16 protein-coding genes are annotated in these 16,627 nt (G+C 60.2%); 10 read left to right on the forward strand and 6 right to left on the reverse strand.

Features of this window, described 5'->3' with window-relative positions:
- Positions 1 to 109 precede the first annotated feature (109 nt).
- Complete coding sequence (locus tag KGA88_RS12345; RefSeq protein ID WP_110662382.1) at positions 110 to 1,564, forward strand: TrkH family potassium uptake protein; 1,455 nt, start codon at positions 110 to 112, stop codon at positions 1,562 to 1,564.
- Here the strand turns inward: KGA88_RS12345 and KGA88_RS12350 are convergent.
- On the reverse strand, positions 1,521 to 2,582 hold the full coding sequence (locus tag KGA88_RS12350; RefSeq protein ID WP_110662383.1) for an AraC family transcriptional regulator: 1,062 nt from the start codon (positions 2,580 to 2,582) through the stop codon (positions 1,521 to 1,523). The genes KGA88_RS12345 and KGA88_RS12350 overlap by 44 nt on opposite strands.
- A gap of 160 nt (positions 2,583 to 2,742) precedes the next feature.
- Here KGA88_RS12350 and KGA88_RS12355 point away from each other — a divergent pair, with 160 nt between their 5' ends.
- The gene (locus KGA88_RS12355) at positions 2,743 to 3,054 is read left to right on the forward strand and encodes a DUF962 domain-containing protein (RefSeq protein ID WP_103394688.1); all 312 of its coding nucleotides are present in this window, start codon (positions 2,743 to 2,745) and stop codon (positions 3,052 to 3,054) included.
- A 27-nt stretch (positions 3,055 to 3,081) separates the two neighbouring features.
- Positions 3,082 to 3,672: an HD domain-containing protein gene (locus KGA88_RS12360; RefSeq protein ID WP_223591295.1), complete on the forward strand. Its 591-nt coding sequence runs from the start codon at positions 3,082 to 3,084 to the stop codon at positions 3,670 to 3,672.
- A gap of 162 nt (positions 3,673 to 3,834) precedes the next feature.
- Here the strand turns inward: KGA88_RS12360 and KGA88_RS12365 are convergent, their stop codons facing one another.
- Positions 3,835 to 4,650 (reverse strand): UDP-2,3-diacylglucosamine diphosphatase, encoded by an 816-nt coding sequence (locus KGA88_RS12365; RefSeq protein WP_110659686.1) that lies wholly within the window; start codon positions 4,648 to 4,650, stop codon positions 3,835 to 3,837.
- A 134-nt stretch (positions 4,651 to 4,784) separates the two neighbouring features.
- On the opposite strand from KGA88_RS12365, the gene KGA88_RS12370 reads away from it, so the two are divergent.
- Both KGA88_RS12370 and KGA88_RS12375 read left to right on the forward strand, forming a co-directional pair.
- Entirely contained in the window at positions 4,785 to 5,549 is a 765-nt protein-coding gene (locus tag KGA88_RS12370; RefSeq protein ID WP_223591297.1) for an AraC family transcriptional regulator, read from the forward strand.
- 71 nt (positions 5,550 to 5,620) lie between these two features.
- Positions 5,621 to 6,514, forward strand: coding sequence for a DMT family transporter (locus tag KGA88_RS12375; RefSeq protein ID WP_223591299.1), 894 nt, complete (start codon positions 5,621 to 5,623; stop codon positions 6,512 to 6,514).
- On the opposite strand, the gene KGA88_RS12380 is transcribed toward KGA88_RS12375, so the two are convergent.
- The 4 genes from KGA88_RS12380 to recQ all read right to left on the reverse strand — a co-directional run bounded on the left by KGA88_RS12380 (position 6,508) and on the right by recQ (position 10,887).
- The gene (locus tag KGA88_RS12380; protein WP_110659683.1) at positions 6,508 to 6,795 is read right to left on the reverse strand and encodes a SelT/SelW/SelH family protein; all 288 of its coding nucleotides are present in this window, start codon (positions 6,793 to 6,795) and stop codon (positions 6,508 to 6,510) included. The two genes, KGA88_RS12375 and KGA88_RS12380, sit on opposite strands and share 7 nt — an antisense overlap.
- Before the next feature lie 33 nt (positions 6,796 to 6,828).
- Positions 6,829 to 8,079, reverse strand: coding sequence for a FimV family protein (locus tag KGA88_RS12385; RefSeq protein ID WP_223591301.1), 1,251 nt, complete (start codon positions 8,077 to 8,079; stop codon positions 6,829 to 6,831).
- Between the two features lie 127 nt (positions 8,080 to 8,206).
- Positions 8,207 to 8,641: a MarR family transcriptional regulator gene (locus KGA88_RS12390; protein ID WP_223591303.1), complete on the reverse strand. Its 435-nt coding sequence runs from the start codon at positions 8,639 to 8,641 to the stop codon at positions 8,207 to 8,209.
- A 119-nt stretch (positions 8,642 to 8,760) separates the two neighbouring features.
- Positions 8,761 to 10,887: a DNA helicase RecQ gene (gene recQ / locus KGA88_RS12395; protein WP_223591305.1), complete on the reverse strand. Its 2,127-nt coding sequence runs from the start codon at positions 10,885 to 10,887 to the stop codon at positions 8,761 to 8,763.
- Between the two features lie 284 nt (positions 10,888 to 11,171).
- Between recQ and KGA88_RS12400 the strand changes: the two genes are divergently transcribed.
- The 5 genes from KGA88_RS12400 to KGA88_RS12420 all read left to right on the forward strand — a co-directional run bounded on the left by KGA88_RS12400 (position 11,172) and on the right by KGA88_RS12420 (position 16,411).
- Positions 11,172 to 11,759, forward strand: coding sequence for a YecA family protein (locus KGA88_RS12400; RefSeq protein WP_046816855.1), 588 nt, complete (start codon positions 11,172 to 11,174; stop codon positions 11,757 to 11,759).
- 10 nt (positions 11,760 to 11,769) lie between these two features.
- Positions 11,770 to 12,165, forward strand: coding sequence for a YbaN family protein (locus KGA88_RS12405; protein WP_110659680.1), 396 nt, complete (start codon positions 11,770 to 11,772; stop codon positions 12,163 to 12,165).
- A gap of 242 nt (positions 12,166 to 12,407) precedes the next feature.
- Positions 12,408 to 13,115 (forward strand): cysteine protease LapG, encoded by a 708-nt coding sequence (lapG, locus tag KGA88_RS12410; protein WP_223591307.1) that lies wholly within the window; start codon positions 12,408 to 12,410, stop codon positions 13,113 to 13,115.
- A gap of 22 nt (positions 13,116 to 13,137) precedes the next feature.
- Entirely contained in the window at positions 13,138 to 15,078 is a 1,941-nt protein-coding gene (lapD, locus tag KGA88_RS12415) for a cyclic di-GMP receptor LapD (protein WP_110659678.1), read from the forward strand.
- 133 nt (positions 15,079 to 15,211) lie between these two features.
- On the forward strand, positions 15,212 to 16,411 hold the full coding sequence (locus tag KGA88_RS12420; RefSeq protein ID WP_223591309.1) for a carboxypeptidase-like regulatory domain-containing protein: 1,200 nt from the start codon (positions 15,212 to 15,214) through the stop codon (positions 16,409 to 16,411).
- The last annotated feature ends 216 nt before the right edge of the window (positions 16,412 to 16,627 follow it).

Here is a 16,627-nt window from a genome sequence, read left to right on the forward strand (position 1 = left end):
GAAAAAATTGTGCGGCTATTCTAGCTGTAACTGCCACAGCGGTGCCGGTTTACATGCCCTGCCTCGCGGGTAGAATGGCGACCTTTCCACTATCAGCCGAGCGGACCTCATGGCGTTGCCGACCTTACGGATCATTGGTTTCATCATCGGCATCTTCCTGATCACGCTGGCGATTTCCATGGTCGTACCCATGGCCACGCTGGTCATTTTCGACCGCACCAGCGACCTGCCGTCGTTCCTCTGGGCCAGCATGATCACCTTTGTCGCCGGTCTGGCGCTGGTGATTCCGGGACGCCCCGAACACATTCACCTGCGCCCCCGGGACATGTACCTGCTGACCGTCAGCAGTTGGCTGGTGGTGTGCATCTTCGCCGCGCTGCCATTCCTGCTGACCCAGCACATCAGCTACACCGATTCATTCTTCGAAAGCATGTCCGGCATCACTGCCACTGGCGCAACCGTACTCAGCGGCCTGGACACCATGTCCCCCGGCATCCTGATGTGGCGCTCGCTGCTGCACTGGCTCGGCGGCATCGGGTTTATCGGCATGGCGGTGGCGATCCTGCCTCTGCTGCGCATCGGTGGCATGCGGCTGTTCCAGACCGAATCGTCGGACCGCTCGGAAAAGGTCATGCCCCGCTCGCACATGGTGGCGCGGCTGATCGTGGCGGCCTACGTCGGCATTACCATTGTCGGCAGCCTGGCGTTCTGGTGGGCCGGGATGAGCCTGTTCGACGCCATCAACCATGCGATGTCAGCGATTTCCACCGGCGGCTTCTCCACCTCCGACCAGTCTTTGGCCAAGTGGCCGCAACCGGCGGTGCATTGGGTCGCGATCGTCATCATGATTCTCGGCGCCCTGCCGTTCACCTTGTATGTCGCCACGTTGCGGGGTAACCGTCGGGCGCTGATCAAGGATCAACAGGTTCAAGGCCTGCTCGGCATGCTGCTGGTGACCTGGCTGGTGCTCGGCACCTGGTATTGGTGGACGACCCAGCTGCATTGGCTGGACGCACTGCGACACGTGGCGCTGAACGTGACATCGGTAGTGACCACCACCGGTTTTGCACTGGGGGACTACAGCCTGTGGGGCAATTTCTCGCTGATGCTGTTCTTCTACCTGGGGTTTGTCGGCGGTTGCTCCGGCTCGACCGCGGGGGGCATCAAGATTTTCCGCTTCCAGGTCGCGTACATCCTGCTCAAGGCCAACCTTAACCAGCTGATTCACCCACGCGCGGTGATCAAGCAGAAGTACAACGGTCACCGCCTCGACGAAGAAATCGTGCGTTCGATCCTGACCTTTTCGTTCTTCTTTGCGATCACCATCTGCGTGATTGCGCTGCTGCTGTCGCTGCTCGGCGTGGACTGGATGACCGCCCTCACCGGCGCGGCCAGTACCGTGTCCGGTGTCGGCCCGGGGCTGGGCGAAACCATCGGCCCGGCGGGCAACTTCGCCACCCTGCCGGACGCCGCCAAGTGGATTCTGTCATTCGGCATGCTGCTGGGCCGACTGGAGATCATCACTGTGTTTGTGCTGTGTATTCCGGCATTTTGGCGTCATTGACCGCTTCAGGTGCTTGCAACAGCCGCATCCGGTATTCGCCGGGTGTGGCATCGAACCAGCGCCGGAAAGCACGGAAGAAGTTGCTCGGATCAGCGAACCCCAGCAAGTAGGCAATTTCCAGCAAGGTCATGGTCGGTTGCGCCAGATACTGCTCGGCCAGCTCGCGCCGGGTATCGTCCAACAGCACCTGAAAGCTCGTGCCCTCTTCCTGCAAGCGCCGTTGCAAGGTGCGCTGGGACAGATGCAGCGTCTGCGCCACGGTGTCGCGCTTGGGTTCGCCCTGGGGCAACAGGCGGCACAACACCTGCCGCGCCTTGTGGGTCACGCGGCTCTCGGAAAAGCGCGCCAGGTACTCGCCAGCAAAGCGGTCATGCAGCAGCGCCATGGCTTCGTTGGCGGTAGGAAGTGGCGCTTCCATGTCCGCGCGTTCGAAAATCAGCGCATCGTAAGGCGCGTTGAACACCAGGGGTGCATGGAAGGCTTGTTTGTAGGGTTCCAGATTGACCGGCTCGGCGCCTTGCACCAGCACTTTGCGTGGCTGCAACGTACGCCCGGTCAACCAGCTGCACAGCGCCAAGGCACAGGCCAGTGACGCTTCGGCGCTTTGCCGGGTTGGCGGCAGATGGTCGCCATGTACTGTCAGAATCAGCGCGTAGCCTTCTTCCAGCAGCTTGAAACTCAGGTCGGCACTTTCGGCGATGATCCGCTGATAGCGCACCAGGCGCCGAAAGCCTTCGGCCAGGGTCTGGCTGGACATCAAGGCGTAACCGGTCACATGGAACTGCGCCGGTCGCACCACCTTGCCCATGTTCAGGCCGATGGCCGGGTTACCCGACAACTCGACCGCGCGTTGCCACAGCCGTGTCATGGAATCTTGCGGGAAGCGTGCATCCGGATCATCCAGTGCCGCGTAGTCGAGCCCCAGCTGCTTGAACAGAACCCGGCAATCCAGGCCGTCCATCTCCAGCGCTTTGACAATCCCCATCGCCCAGCTTGCAGAAGTCGTTCGTTCGCTCATGGCGTTTTCTTACATGGTGAGCCGTATGTGACGGCTATTGACCAAAGGATACTAAAGTGGCGCCTATTGTCACTGGCTGATGCCATTGATCACTCTAGACTCAAATAAGCTAGCCGCAGAACAACTTGCAATCAGAACAATAACCACAGAGATCGCAGTCGTGGAAAACGTCAAACGATTCAACAGTTTCGCTGAGTTCTACCCTTACTACCTCAGCGAACACAGCAACAGTACCTGCCGCCGACTCCATTTTATCGGCACGACGCTGGTTATCTTGATACTGGCGCTGACCATTGGTCGGGGCGCCTGGATGCTGCTGTGGGCCCTGCCTCTGGCGGGTTACAGCTTTGCCTGGGTCGGGCATTTCTTCTTCGAGAAGAACCGCCCGGCAACCTTCCAACACCCGTTCTATAGCTTGCTCGGCGATTTTGTCATGTACCGGGACATGGTCCTGGGGCGCGTTCCGTTCTAGCTGACATCCGTCACAAGAGAGTTGCCTATGAATGCCAATGCCCGCTTCACCCACATGAAGGACGGCACACAGGAAGACTGGGCGATCATCGCCGCGGACTTCAGTGCCTACGCGCGACAATTGCCGACCAGGATTGTGGCGCACCTGAAGTTACTGGAGGGTGATTTTGGCGGTTTCCCGGTGGATCGCCTCACCCACTCCCTGCAAACCGCCACCCGCGCCTGGCGCGATGGTCGTGACGAAGAGTACGTGGTCTGCGCCCTGCTCCACGATATCGGCGACACCCTGGGTTCCTACAACCATCCGGACATCGCGGCAGCGATCCTCAAGCCGTTCGTCAGTGCCGAGAACCTGTGGATGGTGGAAAAGCACGGGATTTTCCAGGGCTACTACTTCTTCCATCACCTGGGCATGGATCGCCATCTGCGTGAGCAATTCCAGGACCACCCGCAATACCAGGCGACCGTCGAGTTCTGTGCCAGGTACGATGCGGCGGCGTTTGACCCGGCGTACGACACGCTGCCATTGAGCTTTTTCGAGCCGATGATGGAGCGCTTGTTTGCGCACCCCAGGGATTCAATCTACAAGGCGGCGATGCAAGAGCATTCAGCAGCCTGATGACCTATGGCGACCATTGTGGCGAGGGGGCTTGCCCCCGTTGGGCTGCGCAGCAGCCCTATAGCCACTCACCGCAGAACGCCAGATAGATCGCACTCGTCGATTCACGGCGGCTTCGCCGCCGAGCGGGGGCAAGCCCCCTCGCCACAAAAATCAAATCAATCAGGCCAACTCTGCCACCCTGGCCGCCTTCAACTGCGCCTCACGCGCCTGGGCATCCGCCAGGCGATACAGCTCGATCGAACCATCCCAATGTTCGATCAACGCCGTGCACGACTCCACCCAGTCGCCGCAATTGAGGTAGTCCACCTCGCCAACCTTGCGAATCTCGGCATGGTGAATGTGCCCGCACACCACCCCGTGCAGCTCGCGCTTGACGCATTCATGGGCGATGGCTTCTTCGAAGTCGCTAATGAAGCTGACCGCGGTTTTCACCTTGTGCTTGAGGTAGGCCGACAGCGACCAGTAGCCGTAGCCATATCGCGCGCGCCAATGATTGAGCCAGCGGTTGAGGGTCAGGGTGAATTCGTAGGCCGAGTCACCGAGAAACGCCAGCCAACGATGGTAACGAGTGATCACATCAAACTGATCGCCGTGAATCACCAGCAGGTGCCGGCCGTCGGCGGTGACGTGCACGGCTTCGTCCACCAACTGGATATTGCCCAGGATCAGCTTCGAATAGCGGCGCAGGAATTCGTCGTGGTTACCGGTGACGTAGATCACCTCGGTGCCCCGCTTGCTCATGGTCAACAGGCGACGGATGACGTTGGTATGCGCTTGCGGCCAGTAAATGCCGCCGCGCAATTTCCAGCCGTCGATGATGTCGCCGACCAGGTAGATCTTGTCCGCGTGGTAGCCCTTGAGAAACTGCGACAGGTGTTCAGCCTGGCAATCCCGAGTGCCCAAATGCACGTCGGAAATCCATAAAGTCCGTACGCGTTGCTTACGGGTGGGTTTGGCGAGCTCGGCGCTGGTCATGGGCAACCCTCTGGCAAGTTTTGCCAAGTCTGCCCCGACCCGGTTAATGGTCCATGACAGCATCAAGTCAGTCCCGTGACAGCGCTAACAGGCCCGCTCGGTGTAGACTGACGCCCTGAACCGGGAGACCCGCGATGAGACCGATCCTCACGCTTCGCCAATACAGCCACGATCTGATCGTCCACAGCCACGACCACGCGCAACTGGTGTTCGGGCTTTCGGGCGCCCTGGATTTCGAGGTTGACGGCCGTGGCAGCCAGGTGGTCCAGCAGAGTTTCGTGGTGATACCGTCGGGCGCTCATCATGCGTGTGGCAGCCCCAATGGCAGCCGCTGCCTGGTGCTGGATGTGCCCGGCGAGCAATGGGTTGCCCAGTCGTTGGGCGATCACGCCGAGTCCAGCAGGCGTTTGCTCGACAACGCCGGCCGTCTGTCACTGGACGCCGGGCAAAGCCAATTGGTCAGTTGGCTGGCAAACAGTCCGGTCGATGATCCGCTGATCGCACAACAAGGCGCGGTGCTGCTACTGGCCAGTCTCAACAACGCCAGGCCCGTCACCATCGGTGGTCGGCGCCTGCCCTACGCCGCGCTGAACGCACACATCGATCAGTACGCGGCGTACCCGCTGCAGGTGGCCGACCTGGCCCGGGTGGCCGGTCTCTCCAGCGCCCGTTTGCATGCGCGGTTCGTGGCCGAATGTGGGCAGACTCCAATGGACTACATCCGCAGCCGACGCCTGCACATCGCGGTGAGCCTGCTGCGCAACTCGGCGCTGCCCATCGGTGAGATTGCCAGCCGTGTCGGCTACAGCTCCCAGAGCGCCTTCGCGGCGGCGGTGCTGCGCGAGTTCGGGGCATCACCCGGAAAACTGCGACGCGAGACTGGCGACAAAAAACGCTAGTTTGCCGACAGACTTGATGGGCGATTACGCGCTTCAATGATGCCTCTGTTCGTTTGTCGTTAAGGATTGCAATGACTCCTCGTACCGCCCTTGGCGCCCTGCATATCGGCGCATTGATGTTCGGCCTGACCGGCGTGTTCGGCAAACTGGCGGCCGCGTCACCGGCGATCATCGTGTTCGGCCGTGCCGCTTTTGCCGTACTCGCACTGGCGTTTTTTGCACGCTTCGCCAGCCAGACGCGCTGGCAGAAACTTGAAGCCGTGGACTGGCGTCGCCTGCTGCTCAGCGGCTTGTTGCTGGCCGGGCACTGGGTGAGCTTCTTCATTGCGGTGAAAGTCGCAGGCGTGGCGATTGCGACGCTCGGTTTCGCCAGTTTCCCGGCCTTTACCGTGATCCTTGAAGGGCTGATCTTCCGCGAGCGCATTCGCGCCAATGAGATTGTGCTGGTGCTGCTGGTGAGTGTCGGGCTGGTGCTGGTCACACCTGACTTTGATCTGGCCAGCGGCGCCACCACCGGCCTGCTGTGGGCCGTGGGCTCCGGGCTGCTGTTCGCCCTGCTGTCGCTGACCAATCGTGCCAGCTCCGGGCGGGTGCCGCCCGTGCAGGCAGCGTTGTGCCAGAACGTGGTGGTTGCCTTGTGTCTGCTGCCGGTGGCGGCGCCGCAATTGAGCGAAGTACGCGCCATCGACTGGCTGTGGATCAGCCTGCTCGGTGTGTTCTGTACCGGTGTCGCCCACAGCCTGTTCGTCGCCAGCCTCGCGGTGATCAAGGCACGCACCGCCGCCGTGGTGTTCGCCCTGGAGCCGGTCTACGGCATCACCGTCGCGTGGCTGCTGTTCAATGAAAACCCGACCCTGCGCATGTTGCTGGGGGGCGCGCTGATCATCGTGGCGATTGTGGTGTCCAGCAGGTTCTCAACTGGCACAAGCAAGAAAGCCGTTGTCGCCGAGGCTGCATCTCACTGAGTGCGGTCGTTGTGCCCCAGGTCGCGGGCCGGGTCGATCTGGTCGCGGACCCGCTGCTTGAGCACTTTGGCCTCGGGGAAGCCACCGTCCGCCTTGCGTTCCCAGATCTGCACGGCGTCACAGAAAACATGAAAGACCCCGCCGGTGCCTGGCACCAGGGAGACTTTGCCCAGGTCATCACCAAAGGTGCTGAGCAGTTCCTGGGCCAGCCAGGCTGCACGCAACAGCCATTGGCATTGCGTGCAGTAGGTGATGACAATTTCGGGTTTGCTTGCGCTCATGATGGGACCTGACTCCAGAATTTGACGACGCCGCTATGATAGCCCGGCCGGTGTCGTCCGAGTCGCGGGATCGGGTTGCGCCTCCAGCGCGAATGCAGGCTCGAACATGGCCAGAGCAACTGGCGGCTGGTTCTCGTTTGGGCTGATCACCTCCCAGCTCGACGCGATGGAAAACTCATCCAGATTGAGTCGGTACTCATCGTCAGGGGCGGATTCGCCAGGCGTCGCCAAACCCGGAATCACTGCCACGGCAGCAGTGACCGGGATGATAGGACGGCTATCGACCCGCTCAAGCTCTTCATTGGCTGGCCCCACGTCGCGCTGCGGAGTGGACGGTTGCCTGACCGGCGGCCATACCGAGGGCTCGGCAAAGACTTCAGGCAACGGCTCATGCGGTAGCAGTGCCTCCGAGGCTGTGGCCTCATGCTGCTGGCGCCGGTGGCGAACAAACCAGCCCAGCGCCAGCAACGCCACCAGCGCTGACACGCTGGTAATCGGCAGCCAGCCAGTTCCGGGTTTTTCAGCAATAGCCGGGGCTGGGGCCACTGCGTCAGCAGCAATGGGTTGCGCCTTTACTTTCTCGAGTTCCGCCAGCTGGGTTTGCAGTTCGGCCAGTTGTTTTTTCTGGTCGGCGATCAGTTGGTCCCGGTCCTGAAGCTTCGCGTTGAGCTCATCGACAGTGACTTGCAACTGGTGGTTTTGCAGGGTGCTGGCGGCCAGTTGTTCGACAGCGGGATCAACTTCGGGTACGTCCGTTTCTGGCGTCGTCCTGGCCATGGGTGACGGCGCTACGACCGGTTGAACACTGGGGAATGCGGACGCCGGGGAACTGGAAACCGCTTCATCGGCAGCGGGAACAACACCAGGCGAACCCGGCGGATCGATCAGTACCGTGTACTCGCGTAGTAACCGACCGTTGGGCTGATCGAGCTGCACGAGGAAATTCAGGAAGGGTTCACTCACCGGTTTGCTGGAGGTCACCTGGATCAAGCTGCGATTACCGCGCAGGACCGGAGTGAACTTCAGGTTGTCGAGGAAAAATACCCGCTCGACGCCGGCACGGCTGAACTCGTCTGCCGTTGCCAGGCTCACCGACAACTCGCTCTCCTCCAGGCCAGCGGCATCCACCAGTGCGATATCGGCACGCAGCGGTTGATTGAGTGCCGAATGCAGAGTGATTTCACCCAGCCCCAGCGCCGGTGTCCATGCCGAGTAAGTGGCCGCGACCCCGGCCAGCAACCACTGAAAACAACCGCGCAAAACCAATCGCCAACACTTGAGCATGAGCATCCTTGAGATCTACAAAAACTACACGTACGCGTTCGTACATCCGTTACGAACACGATATTGCCGAGTAGTTCTTATAGTCCGCCCTATGCGCTATCTCAAAAACCTGGCGTTCGGTTATGCCTCAGGATTTTTCAAGGTTGCCCAGGATGTACCCGTGAACCCGCATGCACACCTTCAAGTCCGCCTCATCGACGCCCTCGAACAGTTCGTGGCGCAGTTGCGTGGCAATGGTTTCAATTTGTTCGATCAGGGGCAGCGCCGGCGCGCAGAGCACGATTTTCTTTGCCCGACGGTCTTCCAGTACTGCCTGGCGTCGCACCAGACCTTGGCTTTCCAGGCTGTCGAGCAAACGGGCAAGGGTCGGGCCTTCGACGCCGACGCTTTGTGCCAGCTCACGCTGGGTTGGGGCTTCTTCGAAACGCGCGAGGTGCAGAAGCACCAGCCAGCGTGCCTGGGACAAACCCAAGCCCGCCAGCCGGCGGTCCAGTTCGGCACGCCAGCCACGGGACATCTGGGCCAACTGCATGCCAAAGCGGTGTTGATCGGTTAACGGCATAAAACACTCATGGTTAGACTGAAATAAATTAAAACTAATTATTAGTCAGCTAAGCATGAGCCTCGATTTGAGGCAAGGCTTGATCTGTAGTGAAACGTTACATCAGCAATACAGATGTCTCAAATCTCGAATTCCGACTGCAAGGCAGCCCGCACGCAGTACAAAACCCCCTCAGGCACCCGTCCCGCGAACAGCGCGGCGATTTCGGAAACCGGCGGCAACTCGCCTTCACCGTCGAGGAAAGCATCCTGCACTTCGCCCATCAGCTCTTCAGGCAGATCCAGTGCCTGTTCCAACGACAACTGCTGCTTGCCGATCGCCTCGGCCAGCATGGTGTAGACGTTCTTTTCCGAGCATTGCAACTGACCGGCGATCTGTACCGGCGTCATGCCGGCCCGCGCCAGGGTGATCAATTCGTGACGCACGTCGGCCACCGCTTTCGGTGCCTCGACCTGGCCGCCGAGCACTTCGAGGAAGGCCTCGCCATAACGCTCCAGCTTGCGCGCCCCGACGCCGCTGACCGTGGCCATTTCCGCCAGCGAGGTGGGCTGGCTGCGCAGCATTTCCAGCAAGGTCGAATCGGGGAAGATGACGTACGGCGGCACACCATGTTCTTCGGCAAGCTTGCGCCGCAGGGCGCGCAAGGCTTCCCACTGCTCGCGTTCTTCGCCGCGGACCAGTTGGCTCGCCTGGCTCTTGCTGCTTTTCGCCACGGTTTGCGCCTTGAGATCGCGGCGCAGTTCCAGGGTCACTTCCCCTTTGAGCAGCGGCCGGCAACTGTCGCTCAAACGCAAGCCGCCGTAGCCCTCGAGGTCGATATCGGCCAGGCCACGGGCCACCAGTTGGCGGAACAACGAGCGCCACTCGCCCTCCGCCATCGCCTTGCCGACACCAAACACCGACAGGTGCTGATGGCCAAAGTTGCGGACCTTTTCGTTGTCCTTGCCGAGCAACACATCCACCAGGTGCCCGACGCCGTAGCGCTGGCCGGTGCGGTAGATCGCCGACAGTGCCTGACGCGCCGGCTCGGTGGCATCCCAGGTCTGCACGCCGTCGACGCAGTTGTCGCAATGCCCGCAAGGCTCGGGCATGTCTTCGTCGAAGTAGGCCAGCAGCGTTTGCCGACGGCAGCGGGTTTCTTCACAGAGCGAGAGCATGGCGTCGAGCTTGTGCTGCTCCAGGCGCTTGTGACGCTCGTCGCCTTCGGAGTTCTGCAGCATCTGCTTGAGCATCACCACGTCTTGCAGGCCGTAGGCCATCCAGGCGTCCGCCGGCAGGCCGTCACGGCCGCCACGACCGGTTTCCTGGTAATAGGCTTCAAGGGATTTCGGAAGATCGAGGTGCGCGACAAACCGCACGTTGGGCTTGTCGATGCCCATGCCGAACGCCACCGTCGCGACCATGATCAGGCCTTCCTCATTGAGGAAGCGTTTCTGATTGAAGGCGCGCAAATCATTGGGCAGGCCGGCGTGGTACGGCAGCGCCGGGAAGCCCTGCTCGCTGAGAAACGCGGCGACTTCCTCGACCTTCTTGCGCGACAGGCAATACACGATGCCCGCATCGCTGCGGCGCTCGGCGAGGAACGCCAGCAACTGCTTGCGCGGCTGTTCCTTGGGCACGATGCGATAAAAGATGTTCGGCCGGTCGAAACTCGACAGGAAGCGCTCGGCGTCTTGCAGGTGCAGACGGGTGACGATTTCTTCCCGGGTACGTTTGTCGGCCGTGGCGGTCAGGGCAATGCGCGGCACGCTGGGGAACATTTCCGCCAACTGGCCCAGCTGCAGGTATTCCGGACGGAAATCGTGCCCCCATTGCGACACGCAGTGTGCTTCGTCGATGGCGAACAGGGCGATGTTCAGCTCTTGCAGAAATGACAGCATGCGCGGCTGGACCAGGCGTTCAGGTGCCAGATAGAGCATTTTCACTTCACCGCGGCGGATGCGGGCGGCGAGGTCGCGCTGCTGCTCGGCGCTGAGGGTAGAGTTCAATGCGGCGGCCGCTACGCCCAGCTCTTCGAGGGTAGCAACCTGATCGTCCATCAGTGCGATCAGCGGCGAGACCACCACGGCCAGGCCTTCGCGCAACAGCGCCGGGACCTGGAAGCACAAGGATTTGCCACCACCGGTAGGCATCAGGACCAGGGCATCGCCGCCGCTGGCCACGCGCTCAATAATTGCACCCTGGCGGCCACGGAAACTGTCGTAGCCGAAGATGTCCTTGAGGACGCGTTGAGCCTGTTCGAGCATAAAAACTCCAAAAATCACCGAAACATCCCTGCAAGGCTGGTTCAGAACCCGCGACGCTGCACCGACAAATCGTAAGTGCGCATTGCATGACGCTTCACATTTCAGCCGTGACACCAGCAGGGCATCACAAAACGCGCGAGTATACCCGAGCCCCGTCCGGCAAAGGGCACCGCTGATAAGACACAGACAAACCAACCTGTGGGGCAAATATGCCGGGCGGCTGGCCCAAGCGCTCAAGAAGGCCTAGAATTCCCGCATCGAACATTCCCCAAGGTAGTCCTTTAATGTCCTTCGCTGAGCAACTAACCCGCCTGCAAGTCTTCCTCGACGCTGATGAACTGCATGACGAGGCGCTGGACTACGTGGCCGCCCACGGCTACCTCACCGCCCTGTCGATCTGTTCCGAAACCGTTCCTGACCGTGAGTGGATCGACGCACTGTTCGCCGAAGAGCCGCATTACAGTGGCGAAGCCCAGCGCGAAGAGATCGAAGCCACCCTGATCGGCCTCAAGGCCCACATCGCCCGCCAACTGGCTTCCGACGAGGAATTCGAGTTGCCGTGCGACCTGGACCTGGGCGACGACCCGGACGACTCCGAACTGCGCGGCTGGTGCATCGGTTTCATGGAAGGCGTGTTCCTGCGCGAAGAAGCCTGGTTCGAAACCGCCGAAGATGAAGTCAGCGAAATGCTGCTGCCGATCATGGTCGGTTCGGGCCTGTTCGACGAGCAACCGGAGTTCTCCGACATTGCCGCCGATGCCAACCTGATGGACGACATGATCGTGCAGATCCCGGAAGCCCTGACCGCGCTGTACCTGCTGTGCAACGCGCCAGACGAAAAACCGGCGATTCTCAAGCCACGTCACCACTAAGAACGGGCCTATGGACAACCCCATAGGCAACCGCCCCCTGATGTTGCGCTACGTGCTGCTGGCCATCGGCTGGCTGAGCGTAGCGCTGGGGGTGATCGGGATTTTCCTGCCGGTATTGCCCACCACCCCTTTCCTGCTGCTGGCGGCCGCCTGCTTCGCCCGCAGTTCGCCGCGCTTTTATCAATGGCTGGTGGAACATCCTCGGCTTGGCCCGTGGATTCGTGACTACCTGGATGGCAACGGTATCCCGCTCAAGGGCAAGGTCTACGCCATCGGCCTGATGTGGGCGAGCATCCTGTTCTCCTGCTATCTGGTGCCGCTGCCCTGGGCTCGGGGATTCATGCTGACCAGTGCGGTGCTGGTGACCCTGTACATCCTCAAGCAGAAAACCCTGCGCAAAAACTGAAATCTCCCGGGACCATTGTGGCGAGGGGGCTTGCCCCCGTTCGGCTGCGTAGCAGTCGTCAATCGAGTTAGCGCGATCAATCAGGAACACGCGCAATGCCGGACTTGGGGTTGCTTCGCAACCCAACGGGGGCAAGCCCCCTCGCCACAAAAAGCTCATTGAGCGCCCTTCGGCCGACGACCTGCCCTCCCCCGGTAAAAACTCCACCTAAACTCCACGAACCTACACTCGAGCAGCCAGACATGGCCCGCAGTCTGCGTAGTCCAGGATGGCCAGCGCTCCGACTTCGGCTCGGCGGATGGTTGCTGCTGGCTGGTTTGCTACTGGCCGTATTCAACGGGGTCCGGGCCGACTGGGACTTTTCGCAGATCCTGCAAACCGTTGAACAACGCTACGGCCCGCTGGGACCGGCACGAGGCCGAATCGAGGCGTGGAGTCAAATGCTCCAAGCTGCACGTGGCGCGCCCGAGCGTGAGCAGCTCAACACGGTGAACCGCTTCTTCAATCAGCAGTTGAATTTCCAGGACGACACGCGCATCTGGCAACAGACCGATTACTGGGCCACGCCCGTCGAAGCCCTGATCAAGGGCGCCGCCGATTGCGAGGACTACGCATTGGCGAAGTATTTCAGCCTGCGCCGGCTCGGCATTCCCAGCGAAAAACTGCGCATCACCTACGTCAAGGCCCTGAGCCAGAACCAGGCACACATGGTGCTGACGTTCTACAGCACCCCCACGGCTGACCCACTGGTACTGGACAACCTGATTGGCGAAATCCGCCCCGCGTCCCAACGCAAAGACTTGCTGCCGGTATACGCCTTCAACGCCGAAGGCTTGTACCTGCCAGGCAAGAACGGCGGCCAGCGCAGCAGCGACTCGAAAAAGCTCTCGCGCTGGCAGGACGTGTTGAAAAAGATGCAGGCCGAAGGGTTCGACATCGGCGACGGCTAACCGCCACGGCAAGGAGCGATGTATGACACTGCGTAAACAGTTGTTCCTGGCCATCTGCCTGTTCCTGCTGGTGGCGTTCAGCGGCAGTTTTTTTGCCAGCCTGGAGAGCTCCCGCGAGCAAACGCTCAGTCAGTTGCGCGCCCACGCCCAGGACGCGGCCACCGCGCTGGGGCTGTCGCTGACGGCACAGGTCGATGATGCGGCAATGATGGAGCTGATGGTCAGTTCGATTTTCGACAGCGGCTATTTCAGCAGTATCCGCGTCATCAGGCTCAAGGATCAGCAAACCCTGGTGGAGCGCAGTGCACCGACAAGAATCGACGGTGTACCGAACTGGTTCGTCAACCTGGTCAACCTGCGCCCGGAAGGTGGCGACGCCTTGATCATGCGCGGCTGGGAACAACTGGCACGAGTCGAAGTGCTGAGCAATCCGCAGTTCGCCCTGGCCAAGCTCTGGGACAGCACCCTCGGCAGCCTGATCTGGTTGCTGTTGTGCGGTCTGTTCAGTGCAGTCATTGGAGGATGGATGCTGCGCCGACAATTCCGCCCACTCGACAGCATGGTCCGACAGGCCGAGGCCATCAGTAAACGCGAGTTTCTCAGCCTGCCCAGCCTGCCACGAACACCGGAGCTGAAACGAGTGGTGCTGGCGATGAACCAGATGGTCGAAAAGCTCAAGGCGCTGTTCGTCGAAGAGGCTGAGCGCAGCGAAAAGCTGCGGGCCGAATCCTATCTGGACAGCCTTACCGGCTTGGCCAACCGGCGCCTGCTCGACGAGCAACTGGCCGACCACTTGAAAGTGTGCGAACAGAGCCGCGAAGGCCATTTGCTGATGTTGCGGATCAACGACCTGAATGGGCTCAACCAGCGACTGGGCGGCCAACGCACTGACGCACTGATCAGTGCCGTGGGCGAATTGCTTAAGCGCCTGACTCAATTGCCGGAGCGTCGCACCTGGTTGGCGGCGCGCAATCGTGGCGGCGAATTCAGCCTGCTGACACCGGGTCTGGACGCCGAAAGCGCCGCGCGCCTGGCCGCCGATGTCAGCATCAGCCTGGAGAACCTGCGCCTGACCGGCACCAGCGATTGCATGCCGGTCGCCCACCTGGGCGTTGTCGCCTACCGCCCCGGTGAGCCGGTCAGCCATGTACTTCTGCGCCTTGATCAGGCACTGACCGAATCACGGCCACATCTCGAGCGACCCTGGGTGTATTTGGGCCATCGTGACACGGCGCCCAATCATTCCCAGCACGACTGGCGCACCTGGATCGACGATGCCTTGACCGAAGGTAAAATGCAGTTGTACTTCCAGCCCGTCGTGCAATGCGCCGATACTCGCCAGGTGCTGCATCACAAAGTGCTCGCACGCCTGCTCGACCCACAGGGCGAAGCGATTGCCGCCGGGCATTTCCTGCCGTGGATCGAGCGTCTCGGCTGGTCGGCACGGTTCGACCTGGCCATGCTCGAAGCCACGCTGGACGACCTGGTAGTGAACCGCCGGCCCTTGGCACTGAGCCTGTCCGGCAGCACCCTGCGCGACCCGGTGCAATGGCAAACGGTCCTCGACCTGCTTGAGTCCCTTCCCGAACTTGCACCGCTGTTGACCCTGGAAATCGACGAACACCAGTTGCCATCCCCCGAAGTGCTGCAGAACCTGAGCAGCACATTGCTCAAAACCGGTTATCGCATCGGCCTGCAACACTTTGGCGGACGCTTCAGCCAGATCGGCAACCTCACCCAATTGGGCCTGGCGTACCTGAAAATCGATGGGGCCTATATCCGCAACATCGACGAACAACCTGACAAGCGACTGTTCATCGACGCGATCTTTCGCGCGACCCACAGCATTGATTTGCCGCTGATTGCCGAAATGGTCGAGACACCAGGGGAACTGGAAATCATCCGGGAGTTGGGCGTATTCGGGGCGATGGGGCGGTTGATCGGGGCGCCGAAGCCAACTTAGCCCGGCAGCCAACGCAACTTTTACCATTGACCGAAACCAACTTGTATCTGTTACTTATGACAGTAGGAAAGCTATCAGACGAGGTTTTAAATCACTCCGGCACCCTCACTTTTCAATGCACGGAGTCATCAACATGACCACTAAACCACCAAACACCTCAGCACTCACGCCAGACACACAGAGTGAAGTAATCGCTAGAGTAACCCTCGATGAAATCCTAGACAGCAGCGGTGCTCTCGTTGACAAAAACAGCGTTACTTTTGACCCAATCCTGGAATTAAGGGGTACCGCCGCCCCTGATAGGGAGCTCAATATTCGCGATCGCTCATCCTCTATCAGTAATGTGACCAGCGGTAGTACAGGAAACTGGAACAAAGAACTCGACTTTCAACAGGGATTCAAGCGTTACAGCCTTAGTGCTATTGAAACAAAGAGACCTTACGACTTCTCCACATCGTATACGTTCGTTCTGGCGACAGAGACACCGATCATCGACAAAGTCACTGGCAAGGATGGTCCGATTGAAAGTGGCGCGATCTACGACGGCGACTGGTTGGTGATCTCCGGCTACGCACCTCCCGATATGGAAGTTGTAGCTTTCAACAGCGACACATCCACGGGCAAGAAAGCCACTGTTGATCGTGACGGCCTGTTCAATCTCACCTTCGATGGGATTACCGCTGGCACCTACAGCATCAAGATCAAGGCAACCAATGGCAAAGCGTCCAGCGTGTTCGAATTCCGCGTCGTATCGGATGTAAAACTGATCCTTTGTCAGGTCTCCGATTCCCAGGGGGTGATCCCTGAAGGCGACACCACCTACGACGACAGGGTTATAGTCCGCGGTTATGGCCAGCCCGGCGAAGATGTGCAACTGCGCAATAACGGCAGCCTTATCGACGGAGCAACGGCGACCGCCCGGGATGACGACGGACTCTGGGAAATCGAGATTGATGTGACACCCGGCGCCTACAGCCTGACCGCCCAGGCGCTATATGGTGATGGCGAGATTTCCGAGCCGCCCCGCAACTTTACCGTGGAATCCATCCTCAAGCCGCACAATACCCGCGTGTACGATTCGGACGGCCTGATCGAGGACAACGGTAGTACGCCATACAACCATGTAATTGCCAGGGGTAATGCGGCCCCATTAGCGCAGATCTGGCTGAAGATAAACGGAGTCATCGACCCAAGGCCGGAACAAACCGACGATACGGGTAAATGGGCCAGGTTGGTCAATAACCTGAATGCCAAAACCACTTATACATTCTTCGCGGTGGCAAACTACGGTGACAATGCCGAGTCTGACTCATGGACGATTACTACCGGGTAACTTTGATCTGTAAATTGGTGTCTTGCGGTTAGTCGAAGTTGTTTACCTGATTGCTCCGCAGGCTTTTCATCAGCAGTTCCTGGCAATTATAAAAGGTTCTTCACGCATTCCCGGGAAACTGTAGGAGCCGGCTTGCCGGCGATGGACTCAAGTGCGCCGCGTTTATCCAGTTCACGCGCGTAATCGTTAACGACCATCGCTGGCAAGCCAGCTCCT

Source organism: Pseudomonas sp. A-R-19 (assembly GCF_019956575.1).
Lineage (GTDB): Bacteria > Pseudomonadota > Gammaproteobacteria > Pseudomonadales > Pseudomonadaceae > Aquipseudomonas.

What these genes read in the sequence shown, in the direction of transcription:
- KGA88_RS12400 (WP_046816855.1), top strand. Translation starts at nt 11,172, where the DNA reads ATGTCCTTCGCTGAGCAACTAACCCGCCTGCAAGTCTTCCTCGACGCT.
- KGA88_RS12365 (WP_110659686.1), bottom strand. Translation starts at nt 4,650, where the DNA reads ATGACCAGCGCCGAGCTCGCCAAACCCACCCGTAAGCAACGCGTACGG.
- lapG (WP_223591307.1), top strand. Translation starts at nt 12,408, where the DNA reads ATGGCCCGCAGTCTGCGTAGTCCAGGATGGCCAGCGCTCCGACTTCGG.
- KGA88_RS12385 (WP_223591301.1), bottom strand. Translation starts at nt 8,079, where the DNA reads ATGCTCAAGTGTTGGCGATTGGTTTTGCGCGGTTGTTTTCAGTGGTTG.
- KGA88_RS12390 (WP_223591303.1), bottom strand. Translation starts at nt 8,641, where the DNA reads ATGCCGTTAACCGATCAACACCGCTTTGGCATGCAGTTGGCCCAGATG.
- KGA88_RS12345 (WP_110662382.1), top strand. Translation starts at nt 110, where the DNA reads ATGGCGTTGCCGACCTTACGGATCATTGGTTTCATCATCGGCATCTTC.
- KGA88_RS12370 (WP_223591297.1), top strand. Translation starts at nt 4,785, where the DNA reads ATGAGACCGATCCTCACGCTTCGCCAATACAGCCACGATCTGATCGTC.
- lapD (WP_110659678.1), top strand. Translation starts at nt 13,138, where the DNA reads ATGACACTGCGTAAACAGTTGTTCCTGGCCATCTGCCTGTTCCTGCTG.
- KGA88_RS12380 (WP_110659683.1), bottom strand. Translation starts at nt 6,795, where the DNA reads ATGAGCGCAAGCAAACCCGAAATTGTCATCACCTACTGCACGCAATGC.
- KGA88_RS12375 (WP_223591299.1), top strand. Translation starts at nt 5,621, where the DNA reads ATGACTCCTCGTACCGCCCTTGGCGCCCTGCATATCGGCGCATTGATG.
- KGA88_RS12360 (WP_223591295.1), top strand. Translation starts at nt 3,082, where the DNA reads ATGAATGCCAATGCCCGCTTCACCCACATGAAGGACGGCACACAGGAA.
- KGA88_RS12420 (WP_223591309.1), top strand. Translation starts at nt 15,212, where the DNA reads ATGACCACTAAACCACCAAACACCTCAGCACTCACGCCAGACACACAG.
- KGA88_RS12405 (WP_110659680.1), top strand. Translation starts at nt 11,770, where the DNA reads ATGGACAACCCCATAGGCAACCGCCCCCTGATGTTGCGCTACGTGCTG.
- recQ (WP_223591305.1), bottom strand. Translation starts at nt 10,887, where the DNA reads ATGCTCGAACAGGCTCAACGCGTCCTCAAGGACATCTTCGGCTACGAC.
- KGA88_RS12350 (WP_110662383.1), bottom strand. Translation starts at nt 2,582, where the DNA reads ATGAGCGAACGAACGACTTCTGCAAGCTGGGCGATGGGGATTGTCAAA.